This is a genomic window from Rhizobacter fulvus (assembly GCF_964020785.1).
Genome location: NZ_OZ224516.1, coordinates 1,303,417 through 1,326,989 on the forward strand (window position 1 = coordinate 1,303,417; position 23,573 = coordinate 1,326,989).

General features: G+C 61.7%; 18 protein-coding genes. 6 read left to right on the top strand and 12 right to left on the bottom strand.

Annotation, left to right across the window (positions count from 1 at the left end):
- Positions 1-53 precede the first annotated feature (53 nt).
- Together ACWH49_RS06290 and ACWH49_RS06295 are read left to right on the top strand one after the other, a co-directional pair.
- Positions 54-515 carry a DUF4426 domain-containing protein gene (locus ACWH49_RS06290; RefSeq protein WP_448170677.1) on the top strand — a complete coding sequence of 154 codons (462 nt, stop codon included), beginning with the start codon at positions 54-56 and terminating at the stop codon, positions 513-515.
- A gap of 177 nt (positions 516-692) precedes the next feature.
- Complete coding sequence (locus tag ACWH49_RS06295; protein WP_448170678.1) at positions 693-1,805, top strand: PRC-barrel domain-containing protein; 1,113 nt, start codon at positions 693-695, stop codon at positions 1,803-1,805.
- Positions 1,806-2,210: 405 nt separating this feature from the next.
- Here ACWH49_RS06295 and ACWH49_RS06300 read toward each other — a convergent pair whose 3' ends face one another.
- The 3 genes from ACWH49_RS06300 to ACWH49_RS06310 form a co-directional block, all read right to left on the bottom strand.
- The gene (locus tag ACWH49_RS06300) at positions 2,211-2,924 is read right to left on the bottom strand and encodes an enoyl-CoA hydratase/isomerase family protein (protein WP_448170679.1); all 714 of its coding nucleotides are present in this window, start codon (positions 2,922-2,924) and stop codon (positions 2,211-2,213) included.
- A 495-nt stretch (positions 2,925-3,419) separates the two neighbouring features.
- A complete protein-coding gene (locus tag ACWH49_RS06305) occupies positions 3,420-4,124 on the bottom strand; it encodes a PIN domain-containing protein (protein WP_448170680.1) in 705 nt (234 codons plus the stop codon).
- Positions 4,121-4,780 (bottom strand): hypothetical protein, encoded by a 660-nt coding sequence (locus tag ACWH49_RS06310; RefSeq protein ID WP_448170681.1) that lies wholly within the window; start codon positions 4,778-4,780, stop codon positions 4,121-4,123. Before ACWH49_RS06310 ends, ACWH49_RS06305 begins: the two co-directional genes overlap by 4 nt.
- A gap of 1,160 nt (positions 4,781-5,940) precedes the next feature.
- Between ACWH49_RS06310 and ACWH49_RS06315 the strand changes: the two genes are divergently transcribed.
- The gene (locus tag ACWH49_RS06315; protein WP_448170682.1) at positions 5,941-6,990 is read left to right on the top strand and encodes a DUF1036 domain-containing protein; all 1,050 of its coding nucleotides are present in this window, start codon (positions 5,941-5,943) and stop codon (positions 6,988-6,990) included.
- Positions 6,991-7,189: 199 nt separating this feature from the next.
- Here ACWH49_RS06315 and ACWH49_RS06320 read toward each other — a convergent pair whose 3' ends face one another.
- The 4 genes from ACWH49_RS06320 to ACWH49_RS06335 all read right to left on the bottom strand — a co-directional run bounded on the left by ACWH49_RS06320 (position 7,190) and on the right by ACWH49_RS06335 (position 15,006).
- Positions 7,190-8,611, bottom strand: a complete 1,422-nt coding sequence (locus tag ACWH49_RS06320; protein WP_448170683.1) for a hypothetical protein — start codon at positions 8,609-8,611, stop codon at positions 7,190-7,192.
- 183 nt (positions 8,612-8,794) lie between these two features.
- On the bottom strand, positions 8,795-9,289 hold the full coding sequence (locus ACWH49_RS06325; protein ID WP_448170684.1) for a hypothetical protein: 495 nt from the start codon (positions 9,287-9,289) through the stop codon (positions 8,795-8,797).
- Between the two features lie 1,061 nt (positions 9,290-10,350).
- Positions 10,351-13,722, bottom strand: coding sequence for an ATP-binding protein (locus ACWH49_RS06330; RefSeq protein WP_448170685.1), 3,372 nt, complete (start codon positions 13,720-13,722; stop codon positions 10,351-10,353).
- Between the two features lie 252 nt (positions 13,723-13,974).
- Positions 13,975-15,006, bottom strand: a complete 1,032-nt coding sequence (locus ACWH49_RS06335) for a hypothetical protein (protein ID WP_448170686.1) — start codon at positions 15,004-15,006, stop codon at positions 13,975-13,977.
- A 1,205-nt stretch (positions 15,007-16,211) separates the two neighbouring features.
- Here ACWH49_RS06335 and ACWH49_RS06340 point away from each other — a divergent pair.
- Together ACWH49_RS06340 and ACWH49_RS06345 are read left to right on the top strand one after the other, a co-directional pair.
- On the top strand, positions 16,212-16,382 hold the full coding sequence (locus tag ACWH49_RS06340; RefSeq protein ID WP_448170687.1) for a hypothetical protein: 171 nt from the start codon (positions 16,212-16,214) through the stop codon (positions 16,380-16,382).
- A 29-nt stretch (positions 16,383-16,411) separates the two neighbouring features.
- On the top strand, positions 16,412-16,654 hold the full coding sequence (locus ACWH49_RS06345) for a hypothetical protein (protein ID WP_448170688.1): 243 nt from the start codon (positions 16,412-16,414) through the stop codon (positions 16,652-16,654).
- Between the two features lie 92 nt (positions 16,655-16,746).
- Here the strand turns inward: ACWH49_RS06345 and ACWH49_RS06350 are convergent, their stop codons facing one another.
- Together ACWH49_RS06350 and ACWH49_RS06355 are read right to left on the bottom strand one after the other, a co-directional pair.
- Complete coding sequence (locus ACWH49_RS06350) at positions 16,747-17,514, bottom strand: alpha/beta hydrolase (RefSeq protein ID WP_448170689.1); 768 nt, start codon at positions 17,512-17,514, stop codon at positions 16,747-16,749.
- A gap of 71 nt (positions 17,515-17,585) precedes the next feature.
- Positions 17,586-18,242 (bottom strand): DUF6988 family protein, encoded by a 657-nt coding sequence (locus tag ACWH49_RS06355; RefSeq protein WP_448170690.1) that lies wholly within the window; start codon positions 18,240-18,242, stop codon positions 17,586-17,588.
- A gap of 66 nt (positions 18,243-18,308) precedes the next feature.
- Between ACWH49_RS06355 and ACWH49_RS06360 the strand changes: the two genes are divergently transcribed.
- Positions 18,309-18,893 (top strand): RNA 2'-phosphotransferase, encoded by a 585-nt coding sequence (locus ACWH49_RS06360; RefSeq protein ID WP_448170691.1) that lies wholly within the window; start codon positions 18,309-18,311, stop codon positions 18,891-18,893.
- 65 nt (positions 18,894-18,958) lie between these two features.
- On the opposite strand, the gene ACWH49_RS06365 is transcribed toward ACWH49_RS06360, so the two are convergent.
- From ACWH49_RS06365 to istA, 3 genes are all read right to left on the bottom strand, one after another.
- Positions 18,959-19,807, bottom strand: a complete 849-nt coding sequence (locus ACWH49_RS06365) for a hypothetical protein (RefSeq protein WP_448170692.1) — start codon at positions 19,805-19,807, stop codon at positions 18,959-18,961.
- A 682-nt stretch (positions 19,808-20,489) separates the two neighbouring features.
- On the bottom strand, positions 20,490-21,287 hold the full coding sequence (istB, locus tag ACWH49_RS06370; protein ID WP_448170693.1) for an IS21-like element helper ATPase IstB: 798 nt from the start codon (positions 21,285-21,287) through the stop codon (positions 20,490-20,492).
- Entirely contained in the window at positions 21,277-22,842 is a 1,566-nt protein-coding gene (gene istA, locus ACWH49_RS06375) for an IS21 family transposase (RefSeq protein ID WP_448170694.1), read from the bottom strand. The genes istB and istA overlap by 11 nt, the downstream gene beginning before the upstream one ends.
- Positions 22,843-23,573: the final 731 nt, after the last annotated feature.

Below are 23,573 nucleotides of genomic sequence, written 5' to 3' on the forward strand. Positions count from 1 at the left end.
CCCACGCCCCTCGCCGGCGGCCGCGACGCCAGCGCTGCCCGCGGGGTGATGCGGTGAGCACGCTCACGCCTGCCACCGCGGCCGCGGCATTGGCGCTCGCCGCGTGCCTGTCGGCCACCGCGCCGCCCGCGGCTGCCCAGTCCCACGTCAAGAACAGCGGGGACTACCGCCTGCGCGCCAGCACGACGAGCGCCGCGAACCTGCCACCGGCGGTCCGCGAGGAGCACGGCATCCCGACCGACCCGAACACGGCCGTGCTGAATGTGACCGTGCAGCACCAGGAAGGCGGCGCGATGCGCAACGTGGCGGCGAGGCTCGAGGTGCAGGTGCACAACCTGTTGGGCGCGCGGAGCCCGGTGGCGATGCGGGAGGTCACCGCGAACGATCGCGTCTCCTACATGGGCACCTATCGCCTGCTGCCGCGGGAGGTGCTCGACTTCCGCGTCACGGCGCATCCGGAAGGTGCCCGGCGCGCGATCACGCTGCAGTTTCGCGACCGACTCGGACGCCGCTGACATCGATCGGCACGCCGAGTCGAGTCCCCGCTCCCCGGCACGGCCGGCACCTCGGGTTGTCCCCGTCGGGACGCTCCTACAAGCGCGGTCGAGGATGTCCGGCCGGGCGGTCCCGAACCGCATCGGGTGACCATGATCGAAATCGCTCCGAGGCCAATCTCGATGAAGGAGCGATATATGCAACGCCAACTGTTGAAGATCTTCCGCCAAGCCGCCTTGCCCGTCGCCGCTGCAGCGATGGCCGTGACATCGGCACATGCGGCGCAGAACCCCGGCGCGACGACGGGAAGCACCAGCGCCGCCACGCAAGCGCAGGGCGGCCCTGCCGCGTCGAAGCAGGACGTCTCGTACCGCGGCATGCGCGCCACCAAGGTAATCGGGACCGACGTGCGCAACAGCAAGGGCAAGGACATCGGCGAGATCACCGACCTGATCGTGGACATGAGGAGCGGCGATGTGCGCTATGCCGTGATGACGTTCGACCCGGGCATCCTGAGCGCCGAGAAGTTGTTCGCCGTGCCCGCGAAGCAATTGCGCCTGGGCAAGGACCGCGAGGAGTTCGTCTACGACGTCAGCAAGGACAAGCTCGAAAGCGCATCAATCAACCGCTCGGACTGGAACGCCATGTTCTTCGCGAAGCCCGAGCGGATCGCATCGCTCGACAAGGCGTGGGGCATCCGGCAGCCGACCGACGGCGCGAGCGCGCACCGCGTCAGCGACCTGATCGGCAAGGACGTCCACAGCCGGTCCGGCGAGGACATCGGCGACATCAAGGACCTGGTGATCAACATGGCCGCCCCGAAGGTCCACTACGCGGTGCTGGCCTTCGATCCGAGCTGGACGACGCCCGAGAAGAATTTCGCGTTCCCGATGAGCGCGTTCCAACTCGGCAAGGACAGGGACGATCTGGTGCTCGACGTGGACAAGTCCAGAATCCAGTCGATGAGGAGCTTCGACGCGAGCCGGCTGGCGAACCTGAACGACCCGTCCTGGGTGCGCGACGTCGATGTCTACCTGGTGACGGTGTTGCCGCCGACCGACCGGCCGCGCAACGCGAGCGCCTCGAACGCCCACGCTGCATCTGGCAAGACGGACGCCAGCCATGCCGGTTCCGTCAGCGAGCGCTTCGGCAAGCTGGACACCGACGGCAACGGCCTGCTGGACCGTGACGAAGCAAAGAGCGATGCGAGCGTCCGGGGCCAGTGGCAGAGCCTGGACAAGAACGGCGACGGGCGCATCAGCCGGCAGGAGTTCAGCGCGGGCGACAACGTTGCAGCCGGCAACCGGTGACCCGCAAACCGCCCGGTTCGATGGAGACCGCAGCCGCCCGGCGGTAGCCGATCACGACCTGGTCGTGAGCCCGTCCGGTTCTTCACAGGGTGCGGTGCGAGGTCGGGGACGAACGGTCTCGATCGGTCACCGCACCCCCAGCCGTCACCCGCGTCGCGAACACAGCCCGTAGTGCCAGGCCAGCACGTTCGACATGATCAGGAAGAGCGGCGTGCCCACGCGCAGGAAGTCGCCGAACCGATAGCCGGCGGCATTCGTTGGTTCTCCGAAGCTGCCCGACAGCCAAGCCTCGGCTCAACGCGCTTCGGGTCCGTAAAGCAGCCGTTCGTGGCCTCCAGGACTCGGCCACGACGGGACGTACTCGCCATGGCCGTGGAGCCGACCTTCGCACCATCGTGGGAAGCATTACCCCGGCGATACCTGGTGGCCGGCAATAGCTCGTTGTGCCTCGCTCTCCAGTTCAATCGCACGCTGGAAGTTGGGCAGTCCCACCGCGTTAAGCACCCGCTTGTACTGACTCACCACTTCCGGTCGCAGCGAGGCGATCTGCCGGGCCACACGTCGAGTCTCCGAATCGAGCTGGTCCGGCGCCACGACACGCCACAACAGCCCCCAATCCAGCGCTTGCGTCGGCGAGAACTCCTCGCCGAGCAGCATGAGTGCCTTGGCACGCGCGAGTCCCGCGTAAGCCGGGAGCGTCGCGGTGAGGCCACCCGTGACGAACACGCCGATGGATGCCTCGGGCAACCTGAACCGGGCGCTCGACGCGGCAATTACCACGTCCGCATTGAGCATCCACTCGAGCCCCGCTCCGACGGTCCACCCGTGCACGGCCGCGATCAGGGGCTTCGTCAAGTCGACGATGGCCATCGAGACGGCCTGGACCAGTACCAGGTCCTCGTCGGTGGGTGCAGTCGAGATGTCCCTCCCGGCGCAGAACGCCTTTCCGTTGCCGTTGACAACGACCACCCGCACCGATGGATCGCTGTTCGCCGTAGCCAACGCGGACAACAAGTCGCGCGCTAGATCGTTGTCGATTGCGTTCAGCTTTTCGGGCCGGTTGAGCGACAGCGTCAACACGCCGTCTTGCACGCCCATGATCAATTTGGAAGGTGCCATGGCGCTTGATTCTGAGGCCGCCGCGGTAGCCGCGCGCGTGTTCAACCCCTCGGGAATCTCCAAACGTCGGGCGAGCGCTTTTCAATGGGCACGTTCAACGCTGGCGCCTGCGCCATTGGCAGCTTTGGGCTTGATGCAAACTCAGCGACGGGTCGGAGCTGCCTCACGCGGCTTCGAGCAGTCAACCGTAGAGCTGCCCTTCAAGTTGGCCGGCAGCACAGCCGGCATTCGGGAGAACCCGTATGCGACCCATAGCGGTCTGACGGCTCGCTTTGAAGCTGCCTGTCGGCTGAGCCCGGGCGGATCAAACTGTGCATCCCCACAGCGGTCGTTGGCGGACTCTAACAACCGGCCAGGAGTTGCCGATCATGAGTGACCGGTCTCAGGCAGCCCCAACCCGCTCGTTGCCAAATCTAGCGTTGCGATTCAGACTCTCCCACTTGGAGCCGAAAGTCCCCGATGGGGAGGCTCGACAGCGCACGACCTATAGCCGAGCTAGATTTTAAGGCAGCCCCGAATGGCGCCAAAATTTGGTGCGTACTCAATCGCATGTGCTCGAAAGTCGGCAGCGATGTCTGCCTGCAGGTGCGAAGTACCACTGCCGCAATAGTCTTTGGTATTCGACGACGCAAAGACAATCTTCGATGTCAGTCCCGCGGCGCGCAGCTGCTGCGCGGTCTCCAGGTACGTCTCGATGACAACGCAGTCCTTGATCGAGTCCTTCCCCTTCCTCGCGGGTGTGCGCGCGGCGTTTACTCGATTGAACGCGCGATCAGTGACCTCGGTACCCTGCGCCACTTTCTGAGAAGCCGCAGTCCACCGGTTCAGGACCACTTGCGCTCTGCCCACGTGTCCAATTAGATGCCCCGTAGCCAGCGTGCCCGCGGCGCCGAACTCGACCGAGATATCGTGGATCCGTTGGGCTTGTTCCCTGAAGTTCTTGAGATGGAGCTCAGCTTCGTCGTAGACACCTTTGGCATTGGCCGCCAACTCGCGGCTAACCTGCTCCGCCATCACGACGATTACCTTGCCGCCGGCTTCAGCTGCGTTGAGGATATGAAATCCAGACTGTGCGTCGCTTAGTCGAATCGACTCACGCGTGATGTCGCGAATGACATCGAGCAGCGTGCATGTATCTACGCAAAGAATCGGCAGACCCTGCGCAGAGAGGTGCGTTGCCTCCGCGGGGCTGAGGCTCATGCTTCCTCGTCGTACTTCTCGAGCAGCGCGCGCGACGTCTCATACTCCATCGCCAGTTCAATCGCGATGTCCTGCGGCCAGCGCTCCACCTCTATGAGCCAGCGTACCAAGCGGTCTGGGTCCAATCGCACTGAGCGCTTATGCGCTTCAATGATGAACTCGAACCATCGGCTTTGATCCATGGGGTGCGACGCGCCCGTGGACTTGTTCGCCGCAGAAGAAAATCGCCGCAGCTTAGTTGCAACCTCGTCACCTACCCAAGCCTCGAGAGTTTGGAATTCCGAAGTCAGGTCAACTTTGAATCCAGCCTCTGCGGCGGCAGGCCTGGCGATCCGCTCAACGAAGTCACGCAAGATGATGTTGTAACGCTTGACGCCTAGCTCACCAGATTTGTTGGGGACGATGTTTGAGACACGGTACCCATCCTCTACTTGCCAGAGCATAAGACTGGAGCCAGCGATGCCGTCAAACGGCTCCCTGGTGAACGCAATGACGTCCTCGCCATGAAGCCTGAGTTCCAGGGAGTGCTTCTCCCGCTCCGGATCGTGAGCCCAAGGGGCAGTCACCTGCTTGAGGATTGCATTGCGAATCGCCACATCGGCAGAGCGTGTGCGCAGGTTCAGGTCCTGGAACAGTGCGAGCGACTTTTCAGTCATGGAAGTCTTGAAAATCAGCGGAAGCGTGCTCCATCATACGTGCACCGGCTGCAGAACTAGGCGAGCACTTCGAGGCTCTGTAGCATTCAGGGATACACGCTACGGAGGTGCGCGCGAACGCCGCATCACCTGCCGCCAGACGGTCAGCATCGCTTGTGAAGGTCGCGTTCTGAATGATGACGATCCAACTCTCTTCTTCCTTCTGAGGTGCGCATTGACTTCAGCAAGTCGCAGCTCAGATGAGCGAGAAGTCCTACCTGTGTGAGGACTACGCCGTCGGTTGGATCTTCACGTTGAATCGCGTGTCAGCCGTGTCGTTGGTCCTGCTGATTGTGAGCAGATTGATTTCTCTTGCGTATCGAGGCGCGCTTGCAATCGCTCGTATTCGAACGTCGGCTTTTGGGCCGCGCAATCGAGCGAATCGGTTTCCGCCCAGGGTCGACTTGAGGCGGCCGGCCCGTCGGATTCGTCGCCGGAAAGCCGACCTTGAGGCTTCGATTCCCAGAAGCCGCCGCTTGCGGACGCCTCAGTTGGACCCAGAGCGGTCAGTCGATCCGCGCGTTAGGCGTTCGGAAAGCTGTCGCTCAACATTAGACATGAGTAACGGCCAAGGGACGCGAAGCGGCTTTTACCCTGTGCGCTTGAAGGGCATGCGAAGGGACATCCCATCTTCGGGCAAAGGCGACGATGGGCCAAGATTGATGGTGTTCGAAGTCATACGGCGCCTGCCGCTTTCGGGCACGGAATCTGCTCACACTATCGGACAGGCGTGGCCGTCCAGTTTCCAACCCAAGAGTAGCGCGTCGAGCTACATCGAAGACTGACCGTTGGCAACTTTCGCCTGCCGCCGCACGAAGGGAGGCGGCAGGATATGACCGATTCTGCTCTGAAGCCTGACCGTCATAGGCGCGCCTCTACACCCGGAGCGAAGTGAGCCAACTTCTCCGCCAACGGCTAGCACGCGCGAGCGCAACGCCGACCATTCACTATGACCACAACTGATCGCCACGCCCGCGATCTAAAGTCAGAGACGCCGTTGCCGCTTACGTCGCGCCGCTGTGCATGAGGTCTACTTCGCAGGCGAAGAGCCCTGTCCGTGTATAACAAGGCCAAAAGCGCGAAAGCGCCGTACCGCTGTATCTGCTACAGAAGGGCGATGCGTGCAAATTTCCCGGCGAATTCTATCGAACCTCGCAGCCATGCGCTGTGCCTGGCAACCGGTCAGATATTCGGGTGCGGGTCGCGCGCGATCAAGCATCAGGCTTGCAGCGATCGGCCTGTGCGCAGTCACCCACGCAGCTCTCGCCGGAGGGGATGAATGGGCTGGCATCGAGATCTGCAACAAGAGCTCGATCAAGCTGGATATTGCGACGGTGATTGCCGAAATCGTCGTGTTCGACAATCCTAACGTCTGGACCCGTGAGGGCTGGTGGGCAGTAGCCGCTGGCGAGTGCATCGTCCTTCCCGCAGGAAACGTATCGGGAGGGGAAGACATGGCGGTCTACGTGAGCGCGCGAAGCGTGCCTGACGGTAAAGGCACGCAGCCGAGCAGGTCCGGCGCTGGCGACGTCAGCTACTGCGTCTCCGACAGCGCGTTCAAGGCCAGAGGCGGCAGCCGCAACGGGATGTCTGGTTGCCCGAGCGGGCAGAGACTGGAGCCGTTTCCTTACTTCAAGAGCTTCCAGTGGGACAGGTATCGCGAGGAGATGTTCCCAACGCCAACATTCGACATCTATCCAGCTAGCCTTATTCCGGGACCGGCGACTCGCAAATCAGAACCGCAGGCGGATCCCAAGCCGCCAGCGCAAGCGAATACTGAACCCGCCAAATTGAGCCCCTTAGCCCAAGCCGCCTTGGACAAGACCGGTCCGTTCTTCATATGCGAGCCAAACGAAGTCAAAGGCGCCGTCTTCAAAGGGGCGAGTCAAGTTCATAAGATTGTTACTCTCGACTGTGAAGCCGAAGACATCAAGGCCCTTCCCGAGTGCGGTCAAAAGCTATTCCCTCTCTCCACGTTCAACGCCAATACCGCGAACGCCTATGGCATCAACACCTCCGACACACGGGGGATTGCGGCAAATCTTTCGATAGACAAAACGACGCTTGCCTATTCACAGGTCATCAAGCGCCCCGTGGTTGATCCCGACAAGAACGCATACGACAGCGCGAAGTTCTGGGTGCAAGGTACATGCTCCCTCTACAAGAAGTGAGCTGAGGCCGTCGTCGCGGAATGCCGATTGCATTTATTCTTCGCCGACGATAAGGAAGTCAGGCGCCTACCCGCTGAGTGGATCCGCCCGCACGGTCATGAAGTGCGACGGGGTGAGTCGCCATAGGGGAAGCCGTCGTACCCGCGCTCCCGCCTCCGGGAAGGCCGGCGCTTGCGCACATTGCCGGCCGCCCACTGTTTCACTCACCGCACATTCCTACCCGGCCCGGTGCGGAGGCGCAGCGTTGGCGGTCCAAGTAGCGTAATCGCGAGTATTTGCTTCGGGCTGCAGTCGCGCACTGGTCGTATTGCTGGCGGGCAACTATCTGAGCCTCTCGAGACACAGCGCCCGTTTGCGTTGCCGCCTTGAACTGCAGCACGCACTCCTTTAAATCAACGGACAACGCGAGCCCATTTGCCCTTCTATCATTCGCCTGCTCAACACGAGCGGACTCGTAGGCTGGCACGTTTTCCGGATGATCGAGACGTGCTCTGGCGTTGCACTCGCTATTCGCGATTGAGCCCTTGGCTTGGCGGTGTTCACGGCGTGCCGCCGCGATTTCAGCTAGCCAGGGTTCATTGCAAGCCCGGAAAGCTTCTGCGCGCGCATCCGACTGGGCCTTCCTGTCTGTCGCGGCTCGGCGTGACGCTTCCTGCTGTGCGGCCTGCTCGGGCGTCAGGGGCATCGACTGGGCTTGCGATCTGCCCTCCCTGAGCATCGGCGTTGTGAGCGGCTCCTTGAGATTGGTGGACGCCAGAACGGCCGCCTGCTTGCTGTCAGCCGGGCACGCGCTGACGGCATGATCCTTCAGCAGGCCCAGCGTGGTGCTGCCGGCCGTGTAGTTCATGGCCATCAACGCCGTGATGTTGTCCGGAGCGCGACCCTCCCAAAAGTAGTATTTCGTTGAAGTCATGCCGGCATAGATACACACAAGAATCTTCTCACTTAGAGAGCGGACGCGGCTATCGAAACCAATGGCATCCGTCTTCAGGATGAGGGTAGTGGCCGGGAAACTGGCGTGCTCCATCAACCTACGCACACCTCCATTTCGTGAGGCCTCGTCCTCATCGAACTCGGCCTGATCCCTCAATCGACGGTATTTCTCGTACGACTTGAGACTGCCGCCCTGCAGAAGCGCTTGCGCGCTCTTGATCGGGTCGGGCATGGCTCCAAAACCGCCGCCCGAACGGCGCTGCATGTCGGAGATCCACTCTCCATACGCCGATGCCGCGCTCGCTGGGATGCCCTTGTCCGGCAATTCCCCATTGCCAGCAATACGCATGAGAAGGTTCATCACCTTCGCCGGATCTCCCCCGCCTCCCATGACTTCGGACGTTGCGATCAGCAAATCCTTCTCAAGAAGAAGTTCGCCAAACCTGTCTCCGGCGCCAGCCCGGTTGGCTGGCGAGGCAGAAAAGTACGCGGTACGCGCGTCGCTGATCTGTCGGTTGAAGGCCGCCATATTTTGTTGCATCTCTTGGGCCTGTTCGAAAGCCCTCTGTGCGCTGTACGCAAAATAGTCGCGGAGGGTCGGCCTTCCGATCCAGATGACGTCGGCAAATGCGGTGCTTAGGCAGCAAGTCGCGATGATGATCAAAGAGGCTATGACTTTGCGGTTCATGATCTTCGTCTCTGTGAATTTGGCTGGCAGGTCCAGATATGCAGGCGAGCGCCGTTCTGGGTCGCTGCGCATTCATCAGCGGCATCAACGCTGGGGCCGGCCCTCGTCTCGTGTAGGCTGCGTTCTTAAACGGTATCCGGATTTGGAGTCCACGCGCGCCTGCCCCGCGGCCCGATGTTGAACTCACATCTTGCGGACATCGGCCCAGCATTTCGCGAGAAGTCGCCGAAGGTCGCGAGCGAACGCTTCGCGGAGTGCGAACGGGCTCGAAGCGTTCATCATTGCGTAGTGGCAGGCGTTTAGTGAGTAGAACGTGCTGTTGTCCTTTGAACCAGGCAAGGTGTAGCGCGTTGGAAAGTCCAAGGTGATCGATATAGCCCAGACGCAACGATTGTCTGTCGCTGTGCTGAAAGCGGTTCCCAGCGCGATGACCGTCAGTTCCGGAAGGTCGCCAATCTGGGTAGGGGCAACGGCAACATTGATCGGCGTAAGAGCGCCCGAAACAATTTTCGTGAGGACCTCCTTGTTACTCGGAGCGCACACCGCATTTTCGGCGATCGGTACGAGTACCACATTGGGAACTTCTATCGCCTGCGCACTTACACTGAATAACGCCGCGATGAGAGAACACCCCGCACCGAAAGAGATGTGCCTGAACATGGCTTGGCTTTGGCGCATATTTTCTCTTTCTCAGGATTGAAGATGAGTAGGTGAGCAATTGATGTCACAGCGACACATGAGGCACTGGTAGGACGCAGGTGGGCTTGGGCAACGCGCTTGTAGCAGCAGCATGGCCTCCGGGCTGTGACGAGCGACGGCTTGATTCAAATACGCCAGAGCTCGCTCGTTGTCGGGGTTCACGACACCGTACCCATTGAAGTAGTAGAGGGCCAAAACGTAGTTGGCGGTGGCACTCCCTCGCTGCCTGCCTAGCTCGTAATGCTTGAACGCGGCCCCCAAATCTTTCGCGACCGCCAATCCGAGAAAGTATGTGTTTCCGACTACGTTCGCACCTCTCGCATCTCCCTCTCTCTCTGCCTCTAGCGCGAGTTCGCGACCGCGCCCCAGGTCAACTGGACTAACTGATAGCAGATGCGCTGCGTAGAAGGACTTCGCCACCACGCTCCCACGCTCGTATGCATCCCGGCAGATCGGGGGGAACTTGCTACCGGCTTTCTCGACTCCCCGCCCCAGCATCTTTGCTTCGCACAACAGACCCTGAGCCTGAAGGTTGTCGTCTCTCTGGGATAAGGTTTCCAACGCAGAAATTGCTTTGTCGTACCTCTCGTTGCGGTAGTCATCGAGGACTGTTACCGGAATCCCGGATGACTGAGCCACCGCGGTCGCGAAGTGTGCTGCGCAGAGAAGCGCGATCCCTGCCCGGCGCCCCCGTAACGCGACCAGGGATGCGGACTGAGCCACAGTCGGTGTCGCACGCGCCACCGTAACGTCCGTCACAGCTCGACAGCTGACCGCCTGTGCGATCTCATGCATTGCCTCTCGCTGCTTCGAACAGACGCTCATAGTCACCCTATTGTCACGGTGTTAGATGAAAAAGCTCCCAGCTACCGACGCGTGGGCCCAAGACTAAGCCGAGGTGCGTTCCCAGGGCGTTACCAGCCCCCAATCTGCTGCACGAAGGCTGATCGGAAATCGGTCACCCATCAATGCCTTTGCCCGAACGCGCCTCGGACTGCCGCAGTGAGTCACGCAGCCTGCGAAGATCTCCAGTCGCAAGCTCAACCTTCGCGAGCCGCCCGGCGCAACTGGGGGACAAACCTGCTGCGATGAAGATAGGCTTCGAGGAACGGCGGGGAAACATGTGACGCACTGCGCTCGACCCACTCGATTCCGCGCTGTAGCGTTGCCTCTGCCGCTTCTCTCTCCCCCGCCTCGGAGAAGATGCGATAGGTTGTCCACCAGAATTCCGGCGCCTCGATGTCGTACGGAGCAGCGTGCTCCCTTTCCTCCAGACAGCTCCGTGCCGAGCGCGTTGCGCTGTCCAAATCACCCAGCCGGTGCTCGGCCGCTGCCATGCGGAACAAGGCAGACAGCGCGACGCCCGGTTGATTGGCCCGCACCGATGCGTCACGAACCGCCTTCGCCCGTCTAAGGGCCGGTTCCGGCGGCTCCGCTGTAGCGATTGCCAGTTCCAGCCCCCAAAGATCAATGGCGACCAAGGCCTCCCCGTGCTTCGAGAGTGCATCCAGCAGATTCGTCCAAGCGGCAGCAGTCGAATGAGAACGGATGCGCCAGTCCAAGATGGCGCGCCGCGCCAGGATGCGAGGCACCGGCAGGTCGGAGATCGGCGAAAGCACCTGACGTGCGCGTGCAGGTTGACCTAGGCGTAAGTAGGCCGTGGCCAAGTGCCCCTCGATCACCGTACTCAACCTGCCAGCAGCTCCGCGACGAGCCGAGTCGAGGGATCGTTCGAAGTAACCGAGAGCCTCGACGAACCGACCCTCAGCGAGGGTGAACATGCCCAGATTCATGAGCCCGACGGCAAACGGCTCGCCCTGCATTTGCCCAAGTCTGGACTGCAGATCGTGGGCCCTTTGCGCCGCCGCGATGGCCTCCGTGTATCGGCCGAGGTACCCTAAGCAAGTTGCCGCGTTGCCTAGGTTGAGCGCAACTGAGTCAGTATCCCCAGAGCGTTCCGCCCACTGGGCAGCGGTGAGCATCGCCTCGACAGCTTCCCCGGTCAATCCGAGGGCCGAGAGCGCGTGTCCATGCCCCGAATGGAAATCGGATAGAACACCGTGGTCGCCGATCTGCGACAGATGCGTCGCCATCGCCGCGAACTCCTCGAGAGCCTGGCGAGCTTGACCGGTCATCGTGAGGCATACACCGAAAACCGCCACTGCGGCGCATTCCAACTTCCGATCGCCGATGCGTCGAGCGATTCCAACGGCCTCGCTCGACGTCGTCAGCGCGCTAGCAAAGTCACCGGCTGTGGCGGTGAACTTCGCATGCGCCAGATTTGCTTGCATCCGTTCTCCCTCACCGCGAGCGTCTTCGATCAGCGACTGGACCCGCCCAGCAGTCACCTCGTGCGGCAACGCGATGATGGCTGGCTCGATGGCCTCATGTCGCGTCTGGAATGCTCCAGGCAGGTCTCCCGCGAGTCGATGACAGTCGGACGCGGCGTCCCAATACTGCAGGGCCTCGAGCGGCCGGGCTGCTCGGTGCGATGCCCTCCCGGCTTCCTCGAAATGTCGTGCGGCCTCGGACCATTGCTCGCCTCTTTGGAAATGATCTGCGATTCGTGCCGACGGCAGTCCGACCGAGGAGCTCTCAAGCTGCTGCGCGATTCGCCGATGCATTGCCGTCGCAATGGCACTTGTGATCGTGCGAAGCACGGCCTCACGCACCAGATCGTGCGCGAATGTCTCACCCACGAGAACCTGTGCTTGCTCCAGTTCGCGCCATGGCCCGGTCAAACCCAGTGGATGGCACTCCAAGACCGCTGCGGCAAGATCCGCGTCGAAATCGGGGCCACAGAGCGCACCTACCTGGGCAAGACTCAACGCCTCGCTCGAGAGGCGTGTGAGGCGCCTATCCAGCAGGCGGCTCACCTGTGCGGGGGATGCGTTGGCCGCCGCGGTCGGATCCCGATCGGGTCGGGACAACGTCTCTCTAATCAGTTCGAGCACAAACAACGGATTTCCGCCCGAGCGTCTCGCGAGGATTGGTGCCCACTGGTCGCTTTTCACTCCTTCGATCCGCAGTGAGTCGACGAATTCGCCAAGAACTTCGGTGCGCAACGGCCCGAGTTCGAGTTCGTAGACGGCATCATCTCGGTCATCGAGCCAAGCGCGTATGGGAGGGGGCACCCCGTCGCGACGCGAGGTGAGGAGTGTTCGGGCTTGGTTGGGCTCCGACATCCACGCCAGCAACAGCGTCAGCGAGGCATCGTCGACATACTGAGCGTCATCCAGAACCAGGGCGCGTGGAGCGCCATCGCGGCTGGACGCACCGATGGTTGCCACAAATGCTCTCTGCATTTGCAGGTCGCCCACCGTGCCTTGCGGCGCTCCAGCCCACTCTGGGACAAGATGCGCAAGCCATTCGCGCGCCCACGAACTACCGGCTTCGAATGCAGGTCTTCCCAGGTATCTCAGGATCCGCGACGCGGTTGCGTACGGCGTGAGATGGTCGCCAGGCAAGGCCGGCACTTGAAGAGCGCCAGAACGCGTCTGGGCGAATTCGGTTGCTAGGCGGCTCTTGCCGATGCCGGGCTCTCCGATAATCAGGATGCATCGGCTGCGATCCCACTCCTCACTCAGCGCTCGCCATTCATGTTCGCGCCCAATCAAGCGAGGAGGGCGAACCGTCGACACAGCCGAACGCGTCTGCTCGACCCTGAGCATGGCACTGCTGCTGGCTATCAGTTCGGCCAACTCGATCGTCTCTTGACTCGGCCGCTCGCCGAGTTCTCTGAACAAGGCATCTTTGCATCGATCGAAGGCGGCCAGTGCACCGGCCCGGTCGCCTCGCCGATAGTGCAAACGCATCACCCGGCGATGGCCGTGTTCCTCGGCCGGCGCCGCACAGACGAACGCCTCGGCATAGACCAGGGCCTGAGCCACCTGCCCCTCGTTTTCCAGTCGCTCTGCCGCTCCCGAAATCCGCGCGAGTCGATCCAAGTGATGCTGTGCACGCACTTGCTCCAGCCACACGCTAAGTTCGTCGCAATCTTCGTAGGTGAAAGAGCCCAGCAGCCGAGGAAGGCCCAACTCGTCGGCCATCACTTCGCGTGCGGCCACAGTCAAGTCGCATTTGATTTGGTTGTGCAACGCGAGTCCCAAACCGGGCGTGACCAAGTCCCTTCCTGCGCGCTGTTTGAGGCGAAAAAGCCGCTGTCGGAGGTTGGTCTGCGCGGTTTGCGTCTTCACTCCGGGCCACAGGAGCGTCGCAACGCGAACCCTCGGCACTGGACCATTTAACACCACATAGGCGAGCAGCGCCGCATCTCGCCGTTCTAGCGGATGCAGGGTCTGGTCCACCGTAAGTGTGGGCGAACCGATGAGCGTCAGTTGCACGGTCGGACCCGCATTCATGCCGTCCTCGGATGTCAACGCTGCCCCCTTTGAGTTGTGGCTCTGGTCCAAGAGAAACTAACCTGCGCACCAGGTGGACGCTCTCGATTTAGCTGCAAGCGGATAGATGATGCCCGAATGCTCGCCAAGTCGCCCTGACGACGAGGTTTGCGCCCGCCGGTCGCACGAACTCCAGTCTCGGCAACTCTGGAGATTTCTCGGCCGTGCGGTGCCCATGCATTGCCATGAACGGCGAACTCTGAGGACGAAGGACTCGCTCGTGAATACTGTCGGGGCGCTCTTTCTGTGGGGGGCGTAGTGTTTTCAGGGTACCCGGGTTGTCAGCCGCAATAACGAATCTGCAACACCTTGCACAACCAGGTAGAAGTCGGTGCGCGACGCGGCTGTTGCGGGCGGTGGCGGTGTAACGCCAGCCGAAGACGTGGCGAGCAGCGTGACCCCTCCGGCGGCTGGCGGCGTATCGCTGGCACCGTCCAGCACTCCAAGCACGGAACTGAAGGGAGAGGTCAATGCGGCGAGTATTCCGAGCCGTATCGACTGGCCCGAGGCGATGTCAACCTCGCGCAGTTCGCCCCCGCCCGAACATGTCGTGTCGCCCGTGCTAGTCGGTACGCAGACGACCGACGACTGTGCATACATCTGATCGTTCACCGAGTCGCGGCGAAAGAACGTGCCTGCCCCTAGCGAACCAATGGGACCGAGCGAGCGGTCGTTCTGCCCATCGAAATCGATCGCTCGCGAGAGCCGCGTTGAGTCGTCCGTGTAAACGACGGAATCGGCCGTGTACGCACCGAAGTTGACGCTACTTGCGAGACCCACGACTGCGCCTCCGGGCTTCGGCACTGCGCTCAGATTCTGCCGCGATGAACCATCACTTTGCACCAGCAGCAAGTCGCGCTCACCCGCGAATACGTACTGAATCGAATTGCCCGCGGTCAATTGCGCCACAAGGCTGGATGTGTCTCCACCGGCAACCTTCCAGACACCTAGACCGTCAGGGAAGTAGTATGCAGAACTGTCGCTTGAACCAAAAAGTGAAGAACCGACCGCTGATGTGAAAGTGTGGATCGGCGCTTCAAAGCTCGCGCTGTCGGCGCTCCAGCGCAGGCGTTGCAGTTTGTTCCCCATGCGGAAGTAGCCGGCCTGCGCTGTTGTGCCGTCGTGCGAGAAGGGGAGCGAGGCGGGGTCCGCCTGTCCTGCAGCACCACCGATGTTGCCGATCTTGATCAAATCAGTTTTGTACATCGCGTAGCCTCCGGCCCCGGTGGACGCGAGCAGGCCAACTGCGGTGAGCGCACCGTCGTCGAGGACATCGACGATTTCGTCGGCGGTCACGATCGGCGCCGAAGTCGACGCGGCACCCGATCTCAGGTAGCCTCTGGAAGCGGTGCTTGAGCACGACCCCACTGGTACCCAGGCATCGGTCCCGTCCGGACGAAGTGGAATTGGCAGACCCCCAAGTGCGCAGGCGCTTCCTGGCGCTGATATCGCCTGGGGCAGATGCGACGCGCCGGGCGAGAGATTTATTTGCCAGAGTCGCTGGTCCTTGACGTAGAAGGCGAGCGCGTCACCGAGTGAAGATCTGCCTCGGGTCGTTGAGTCGACTGTATACGCGCGCGTGCCGCGTACGAACCCGTCACCGATGTTCACCGTGGCGACAGCTGCCGATGGAGCCGACGGGTCGAAAACATAGATTGTGTTTTCTGCCGTTCTCACGCCACCGGTCGTCGTGCTTTCGTTGGCGACCCTCAATACCGCACGCGGTGATGCCGTTGGAGGCGGGTTTGGTGCCGGTGCCGGGGTTGGAGCCGGTGACGGAGACGGCACTGGGTCAGTTGTCGGTCCGGCAGTGGGCGAGCTCGGATCGACCGTCGACCCACCACCGCCGCACGATGCGAGCGCCAGCGACGAAAACAATACGGCCAGCAGGCCGCTATGAGTGTGCGACATGATTTGACTCCTCCATCGTGGCAACGGGCACATGCCGGTCGCATCGAGATCGAGCCTACGCAGAGTGCGTTCCTCTGGCGTTACCAGGCCGAAGCCCGCGCCCCTGAGAAACAGAAGACCACTCGTGGTGACTGCCTCTATCAACGGCGCAGGCTCTCGGTCCCTCGACGCTGTGAAGACTTGCTGCCCGTCGGCTGGCAGTCGCCAGCCCTGAAAATCGCCCAGTTCTATGCTCTCGTGCCATGGGCGACCGGCGGCGTTTCTTTATGGGCGCAGTCAGGTCTATTTGCAGGCCTTGCGTGCTGATCTTCAGGTTGACATTCGCGTCGTGCGCCGCCTTGTTCTTGGCCATCGCTTGAGCAGCTTCATACGTGCTGTCCGGTCTTTACTATTTTGCGCACCGCCCGCCTATCTTCAACCGTCGCCTTTAGGCACGGCGCTTGATGGCTGTCCCGGTTTGATGCGCCCCCTGGTTGGGTGGCAACTCTGCGGTCATCCACCACGGACCGCTTGTGGCCGAGAGAGGCCCTCCCGCCCCGCCACCTCCAATTCAATCCGACCCGCACGGGGCCTGATTTCCGACACGTTAGATGCTCACAATTGCGGCGGCGCCTGGCCTACTGTTTGCCGCTGCGTCGCTCTTGCTATACATCACGATACTCGCCCTGCGCCAGAAGATTGAGCATGACCCGTTGAAGAATCCAGCTCAGTTGACGGTGCTGGTTGCAGGCTTTAACGTCGTCGCCGTTGGGGCAATGTGAAGCTCCATCGCTTCGTTAAGGAGATTTGAATGCTGACCAAGGTTCACCGGCACGATACAGGCGCCTCGCACAAGCGAGGTGACGCCATTACGTGGGGGACCATCTTCAGCTTGGCGACGATTGCCGTCGGCCTGCTGTTCTGGATGGGTTCCGCGAGCCATGCGGGCGAGCCGCTTGCTACGGTAGCCTCGATTGGCCTGTCGTCGCTTGCTCTTTGCGGCTTGGCGGCGTTCGTTGCAGTCAAGTTCTCGCTGGCGCCCGTAGACCCTTAGCTAACTTTTTTTTTGCGAAAGGCCAGCTGCAAGCTGGCCGTTCTGCACTCACACCAGCGCTATTTGGCAACAGTAGAAGTCATCGCCTCCGCTCAGCGGGGATCGGCCATCCATCCTGTAATCCAATCCACCGCTTCCTTTTCCATGCCAATGAAGCCGTGCCCGTGCCGTGCCTCGCACGGGTCGCCGCTCGGGTTAGAGCCACCTTCCACCATCATCAGCCGCTTGACCGGCGCGTTCGTGAGGCCGCGGAGTATTGAAGGAACCACACGCGGCTCGCACACCCAGCATGCGTCTTTTGCGTGGTGGAACACGAGGACCGGAACTCGGATAGCCGCCAGATCCTGGCGAGGCACAGCGCCCACCTTCTTGTAGCTGACCACACTCGATGACAGCACCAAGCCCGCAAGCTCACCCTGGAGCCGGATCGCGGCCGCTGTCGCAGATCCCGTTCCGCGACTGGTGCCCACAAGCCATGCCGGCACGGTGCTGCGAGACTTCACGAACGACAGGATCTTAGATACGTCTGTGATGTGCGCTTCGGCGATGCGGTCACCGTAGTCCAGCTCGGCCTTGTCAGTAGGCCGACCGAAGATTGCGACGTTGTAGCCAGCTTCTGTAAAGTACTTGGCCGTGCGCACGAGGAAGTTGCCACTCTGCGGCTGACCGGCCTCAATCCGTCCGAATCCGCCTCCTCCGCCTGGAAACAAGAGCACCGTTCCCCTGGCATTTGCGGTCTCTTCCCAGAACAGCGTAGTCGTGACGCCTTCGCGAGTCGGGATACGCAGCAGTTCTCCCGCAACAGCGGCGCCGCCGCCGCAAAGTAAAAGACAAATGCCGACAAGTCGCTTGAGCGTCATGGAAACATTATGCGTAGTCGCCATGGCCAACGCGGACGCGCACACCTCTCGAGTCCCAAGGCGGAAACGCGTCATGCCTGAAGCATGCAATCAGGATGAGCGACGGCAATCAGGTTGATGTGCGCGGTGATGTCGGCGGACGAACTTACCTCTGCAGCAATCATTAGCGCGGCATAGCAATTTGCGTTGGAGACCTGAATCGCCTGCACGAGTTGCGACTCCGCATGACCTGCGCCAACTCGCCCTAAAGGCAGCAGACCGGCATGCGCATACGAGTTCACTCCAGCCCACGACAGCTCTCGAAACTCCCTCAGTCCGCGCTTCAGTGCGCCCGGGGCGTCCGATTTCTCGACTTCGTCTAGCAGTACGTGGGCCAAAGGCAAGGAGTTAGCTTGCTTCAGGGTAGCGGGCGTATGCGTTGTTGCAAGCACCCGCAAGTTGGCGTCCGTAGCTGCGTAGGCGACCCAGGCAGCGCGCAACAACGCCTCGTGTTGCACACGAAGTAACGCCAAAGCAGAGTTCTCGATACCCTCGGCCAGAAGCAACCTCAGTCCCTCAGCATGCTCTAGCGTCAAGGCGCAGGCATCCAGTGCCAACTGACCACGCAGATCTGACCCATCGAGTTCGGCGTAAAACGCCGACTGGGCAGCCTCTTGCCAGGCAGCGTGTAGCCTGGTAGAGCGAGCGAGCAGAGCCTGCAGAGTTATGGGATAAGGATCATGTGACATTGGACGCTTCCGGATCTCAAGCTTCCGCAAGTGTCGCCCAGGAAAGAGCGCCGCTTAAGATGGGGCATGAGCCTTCCAGGGAATCCGCCGGCCGCTGTCGATGACGGGGCGGAACTCCTGCGTCTGAGCAAGGAGGTCTCTCGGGTGCTCCGCCACCGCCCCGACTCCGCCGGTGTCTTGTTGGACCGCCATGGCTGGGTTTCCATCGGCGCATTGCTCGCCGGGCTCGCCGCCCGTGGCGTCCACATGTCTCGCGCAAAGCTGGATGAGATTGTCAGCACGAGCGACAAGCAGCGGTTCGCAATCTCCGACGACGGGCAATCAATTCGGGCCAACCAAGGTCATTCAGTCGGCGGAGTGAACCTGCAGCTTCGTCCGAAGTTTCCGCCGTCTCGCCTTTTCCATGGCACGAGCGCTGTGAACGTCGAGTCCATCGAGCGCTCCGGGCTTCGGCCGATGAAGCGCAATCACGTGCACCTGTCGCCAGATCGGGCGACTGCAATCGCGGTCGGTGGCCGTCGAGGTGCAGCCGTAGTCTTCGAGATTGATGCGCACCGAATGCATACGGACGGAATCAAGTTCTTGCAGAGCGTCAACGGAGTGTGGCTCGTTGATTCGGTGGCATCAAAGTACCTGACGAAGTGCTCTTGAGGGAGATGGGCGAGCGGGAGCGCCGTATGCGCTGAGAGCGACGCGTTCGCCCATCCAGCCAGAGTTCACGTCGACGCCGCTCGCGCCCTCCAAGCATCGAAGCACTCCAGATCAACGGTGCCGGCGCTTCTCCCCTTTTCCAGACCAGCAACGTACTCGGCCGCGCGCCGCATCACTGCGGTCAAAGCTTTTGCCCACTGGGCCTGTTCCGACTCGGTGCACCGGTTGAAGGTCAGGGGATCACGCAGCGTGTAAAACTCCTTCAGACGTTCCTGAAGCTCATTGGTATATCCGTTAGCCACGCTGATGTGCCAGCGCTTGGTGGGAAAGGTCTTTTCCACCCACGTGCGAGCGGCACCGCCTATACGGCAGCCTTCGACGAAGGCCACGAGTGCCCAGCACTCACCGAGAAAGTCGGCTAAGAGCCTTATATCTATTTCGACAGGAGAAGTCATGGCGACACCGGGCCATCGGCGGGCAGACACCTCGCTAGTGACTTCGACCATCTCTCGGAAGTCCTTGTCCATCCGAGCCTGATAGTCGGCCTCGCGCTTGGCCTCCTGCTCCTCGAACGTGAGGCGTGGCGTTGATCGCGGTGGGCCGCCGGTCCCGGGAATGGAGAACAACTCCCCCTCCTCCTCCAGCAACCAATCTGGCACCGCGGACAGAACGCCGTCTTCCGAGCATGTCAGGACATAGTCGACTCCGAGTCGCAAGCCAGACGTCTCCCAGCGACTGCAGAACGATTCCAGGTTGCGATAGTCCATGGCCAGCTCGAACCCCGCCAGGTGCTGATCCTCGTTCCGCATGTGCTGAGGCTCGCGATATTGGTTCCACATCGCATCAATCATTGGCATGGAGCGCTCGGACTTCCGGACGATCGCGCCATACATACGGGGGAGGCGAATGCTCATGCCGCAAATGATGCCTGAGACTCACTGTCGAAAGCGCTTAGGTGGCGACTCGATGACCAAGGTGCGAAGTGCTGATCTGGGGCGCATCGCAGGAAGATGGGCACTAGCGCCAGTGATTTGGTGATTGCTCCCGCCCAAGCGCATGCAGTGCGTCCCAAGCTTAACGGTCGAGCTAAAAAGTCAGTAGTTAAGCGGGTCCACGTTCACCTCCGCGCCGTAGACCATGTACGCCGGAAAGCCGAGTAGCCGAAACGGAAGCGTCTATATCTTGGTTTGAGATGTGACCGGTACCCATATACGTGGCAATGTCCGTCATGCGGCTCTCCTTGACGCAGGTCGAATCTACCGCTTCCAGTCGCTCGAAGTTGCCATCTCCCGGAGCTGAACGGTCTTTACGAAGCAGTGCGAGAAGCGCCTCTGCTTGGTTCGCCGACAGAGTGCGCTCGGAGTGGACAACCATGGGCAACAACCCGCTAGCGAGCAGTGCTCGGGAGACGTGCGAATCGGAATTGACCGAACCGCTATCCCCCCAAGGGGGTCCTCAGGCTGGTCATGGGTGGTGGGAAGTGTGTTTGATTCGCTCATGGTCGTTCGGATGGTGACCATGTCTGTTGAGTTCCACGTAATCCTGACCCGCCTTTTCCATTCAATAGTGACCCACCCGTATTTGAGCCCCGCGGGCTCACGTTGTGGATAACTTCTTGGTCTTGGACTCCTTCTTGGGTTGGGTTGGTTGGGCTGAACTGTTCTTGAAGCGGTAGCTGTCGTTGCCGGTCTCCAGGATGTGGCAATGATGCGTGAGCCGGTCCAGCAGCGCCGTCGTCATCTTCGCATCGCCGAACACGCTGGCCCACTCGCTGAAGCTCAGGTTGGTCGTTATCACCACGCTGGTCCGCTCGTAGAGCTTGGACAGCAGATGGAACAGCAACGCCCCGCCTGACGCGCTGAACGGCAGGTAGCCCAGCTCGTCGAGGATGACCAGGTCGGCGTACATCAACCGGTGCGCGATCTGACCGGCCTTGCCCGTGGCCTTCTCGAGCTCCAGCGCATTGACCAGCTCGACCGTGGAGAAGAACCTTACGCGCCGATGATGATGCTCGACGGCCTGCACCCCGAGCGCAGTGGCCAGGTGCGTCTTGCCCGTGCCCGGCCCGCCGACGAGCACCACGTTCTGCGCATCCTCTAGGAACTCGCATCGGTGCAGCTGACGCACCAGTGCTTCGTTGACCTCGCTCTGCCCGAAGTCGAAGCCTGCGAGGTCGCGGTAGACGGGCAAGCGCGCCAGCTTCAACTGGTAGGCCACCGAGCGCACCTCGCGCTCCGCCGTCTCCGCCTTGAGCAGCTGCGACAGGACCGGCTGCGCGTCTTCGAAGGCGGGTGCACCTTGTTCGGCCAGTTCCGCTACCGCGTGCGCCATGCCGTGCATCTTGAGTTCGCGCAGCATGATCACGATCGCCGCGCTCGCAGGGTCATGACGCATGGCAGTTCTCCTTGGCCGCGTAGGCGTGCACAGCGGCCTGGGCCTTGCCCCGCAGCGCGTCGTAGCGCAGCACGTTGGCCTGCGGCTCGTTGACCAGGCGCAGAGCCTGCGGCGCGGTCACCGGCGGCGCGGGCGGCTTGCCGTCGAGCAGCCGGTGAAGCACGTTGAGCACATGCGTCTTCGTCGGCACGCCGGCTTCCAGCGCCAGCTCCACCGCGGCGAGCACGGCCTGCTCGTCATGGTGCAGCACCAGCGCCAGGATCTCCACCATCTCCCGGTCGCCGCCGGGTTGTCTGAGCAACGAGCCTTGCAGCCGCCGGAAGCCCTCGGGCAGCTCGGCGAACGGCGCGCCGTTGCGCAGCGCTCCCGGCTTCCTCTGCAGCACCGCCAGGTAGTGGCGCCAGTCGTAGACGGTCTGGCCGCTCGTGTCGTGGCGCCGGTCGATGATGCGAACGTGCTCGCACACGATCTGGCCCTCGGCCGCGACCACGAGCCGGTCGGCATAGGCCCGCAGGCTCACCGGGCGGTTGGCATACGACGCCGGCACGCTGTAGCGGTTGCGCTCAAAGTGCACGAGGCATGTCGGCGAGACACGCTTGGTGTGCTCGACGAAGCCGTCGAAGGCGCGAGGCCGCTCCATCAGGAACGCCTTCTCTTGCGCCCACACGTCGGCAACGGTGCCGGGCAGCCTGCCGTGGCTGATCTCGGCCCACAGCGCCTTGCAGCGTTGCTCGAGCCAGTCGTTCAAGGCGTCCAGCGTCGGGAACGCAGGCGTCGGTTGCCACAGCCTGTGCCGAGCGTCGCGCACGTTCTTCTCGACCTGGCCCTTCTCCCAACCGGAGGCGGGGTTGCAGAACTCGGCCTCGAACAGGTAGTGGCTGACCATGGCCTGGAAGCGCGCGTTGATGTCGCGCTCCTTGCCGCGTCGAACCTTGTCGACGGCGGTGCGCATGTTGTCGTAGATGCCGCGGCGCGGGACGCCGCCCAGCACCTCGAAGGCGTGGTTGTGCGCGTCGAACAGCATCTCGTGGGTCTGCAGCGGGTAGGCCCGCAGCAGGAACGCCCGGCTGTGGCTGAGCTTGAAGTGCGCAACCTGCAGCTTGGTGCGCTCGCCGGCAATGACGGCCCAGTCCTCGCTCCAGTCGAACTGGAAGGCCTCACCCGCGCCGAAGGTCAGGGGCACGAAGGTGCCGCGTCCAGTGGTCTGCTCGACCTCGTGCCGCTGCGCGGTCCAAGCTCTGGCGAAGGCAGCGACGCGGTTGTAGGAACCCGCGTAGCCGAGCACGACGAGGTCGGCGTGCATCTGCTTCAACGTTCGCCGCTGCTTGCGCGACTTGGTCGCCTCGGCCTTGAGCCAGCCCGAGAGTTTGTCGGCATACGAGTCGAGCTTGCTCGGGCTCGCGCGCTTCGCGTACCGGGGCTCGACCGTACCGGCCCGAAGGTACTTCCTGATGGTGTTGCGAGACAGGCCGGTGCGTCGGGCTATCTCGCGGATGGACAGCTGCTCGCGCAGGGCCCACCGCCTGATGACACTCAGTGTCGCCACGTCAATCACTCCTACTGCTCCCTGCCACTCAAAGCAGCAGGTTAGGGTTCTTGCGTGGGTCAGTTTTAAATGGAAATCAGCGGGGTCAGTGGATCACTTCTGGATGGAAATCAACAGGTTTGCTCCGTTTAAGCCTCCCGAAGGTACCGTTTTGGCACACTGCACTTGCCGACACAGAAGGTAGAGCAAGAGTCGATGCTGTCGATTGGTTGGCCGGTGCAGAGCAACTCGTAGATGCATTGCCCGCTTGCCTAGAGCATTCGGTACCGCTGCTCCGCGCCCTCAAGTGGTATCACGCGTTCTTCGTGGTGCCCGACGATGAAAGTCACCCGCTTTACTCGCGCGTGACCTAACCAGGGCATCAGTCATTCAACAGGCGATCGTCAAGCAACGATCGCCTTTTTTCGTTGTGGACCTCGTACGAAGTCTGTCCACGGCTTATAGCTTCGATCTGAATGCGTTCCGCAAATAGACCGCTTCCACCGGAACGCACTTCCTTCTTCAAACGACTAGCCCGGCAGAACTACTTTAGATCCGGGTGCCAGTGACTGAACAAGAGCGCATACAGACTTACAGGGCATCCGAGCCGTCTCGCTTTGCGCTCATCGTTCACTCCATTTTGACCATTGAACCAAGCCGGCAAACGTGTGCGTCGAGCTTCTCGGTTGCATTGCATTGCCAGCTTCTGAAAGTCGGGCAATTGAGCCTGGTACTGCAATCCCGCAATGCAAAAGCGAGTT